Annotated in this window: 2 protein-coding genes; both read right to left on the bottom strand. The window is 31.0% G+C overall.

What is annotated here, in order from left to right:
• Positions 1-334 (bottom strand): hypothetical protein (locus JCM9157_RS22985; RefSeq protein ID WP_035668853.1); only part of this gene is annotated, 334 nt, incomplete at its 3' end.
• A gap of 204 nt (positions 335-538) precedes the next feature.
• On the bottom strand, positions 539-1,420 hold the full coding sequence (locus JCM9157_RS22980; RefSeq protein ID WP_035668850.1) for a hypothetical protein: 882 nt from the start codon (positions 1,418-1,420) through the stop codon (positions 539-541).
• Positions 1,421-1,522 lie beyond the last annotated feature (102 nt).

Below are 1,522 nucleotides of genomic sequence, written 5' to 3'. Positions count from 1 at the left end.
TCAAGGGCTTATTTAAAATGTCATGATTAAAAAAACTCGGTTTTATTAATTCCTCATCAAAAGTTACTTTAAAAGAGTAAGAAATTCTATTGTCATTAACATAAGATTCACAAATTGATAAAGAAATTTCTCTATCAGTAACCATCAAATCTTCTTTCGTCACTTTGTTATTGCGCTCCGCATTTATTAGCTCCGCAAACCAATGACTATCTTCCCTATTTAGAACTTTGAATATTGAGTTTGTCTCTGAACACTCACTAGCAGCAAAACCTTGAGATGGATAAAACAATAGAATACTACACAACGCGAGATACAAAGTTAGTTGTTTTTTCATGTTGAACTCCTCCTTCATAGTTTTATTATTATTCCATTATTTTACTTTTATTCGTAGCTTGGTTACTTTCTCTAATTATCCAAATTAAAATGTTCCTTGTTAAAATAGACTACCGTTAATTTAACATTAAATGCCTTTTCAATTTGACATGAAAAAAAGCGTCTCTAATTAAAGAAACGCATCCGTTAGTTGAAAAATTATTATTTAAAATAATATCTTGTGATTTAACCAAACATTTAAATCAACTTTCCCTTGCACTGACAATAAACGATATAAGTACCGATAAGGTTTTCTACATTTTGTTAAATCTGGAATTTCCATAACCTTTTCATAACCAGCTTTAAACTCCTTTGCAGATTTTTCATCTAGAACGTATTCTAGCCCGATAAAGTCTAACTCTCTTGGGGCGATAACATACGCCTCTGTATCTACCAAACCAGTAATTACTTTTTCATTTGATAAAAATTGTGTAGGGTCCATATCAACTAGAACAAATGATGAATATTCAGGGGAAGCTAAATCATCTATTAAGTTATGTATTTCACCAAGTTTGCTTTCTATTTGTTCCTGATTAAAGTAAAATCTAGAAACCAATTCAGTCATTGTATCTATTAAATGTTGATTAAAATCTTCTAATTTCACTTTAAAATTTCCAGATGGTGTTCCAACGTAATCTTCTTTGTGCACGTGAATCCTAGCCAAACCTTCTCCAAGACTCTGTAACACCGTAGATGGCTGTCCTATAAATGATTGAACTACTTCGCCGTTTAATTTTTCTACAACAACAAATTCTCTCGAAAAAACTTTTCCTTTATTTATTATTTTTGGTACTGGGATTAAAGTAATATTGTTTAATATATTGTTTACGTTTTCTAAATCATAAACTCGCCTTGGGTCAATACCGAACAGTTTTTTACATCCCCACCAAAAATCATTATTAGGTTCTTCCACCATCCTAGAAGAACGAACAACCACCTCCTGTTTATCTGTTTTAACCAACCATACATCGCTAGCGTGGTTTTCATAACCAGGGGTTAACTCGTGAATTTCTTTAATTGGTTCTTGAAATAAAAATTGTAAATCCATAAAGAATCCCACTTTCAGAAAAAAATAATTTAAGTTATATTTCTGTACTAATATGAGTTTTTCCTTCTTAAACTAAACTGCTCCGTTACTTCAATAAGCAAA

This window comes from Halalkalibacter akibai JCM 9157 (assembly GCF_000513135.1).
Classification (GTDB): domain Bacteria; phylum Bacillota; class Bacilli; order Bacillales; family Bacillaceae_D; genus Halalkalibacter; species Halalkalibacter akibai.
Note: the sequence above shows the minus strand (reverse complement) of the source record. Positions and strands in the feature narration are given on the sequence as shown.

Excerpts from the sequence above, each read along its gene's own strand:
- JCM9157_RS22980 (WP_035668850.1), bottom strand. The coding sequence starts at position 1,420 with ATGGATTTACAATTTTTATTTCAAGAACCAATTAAAGAAATTCACGAG.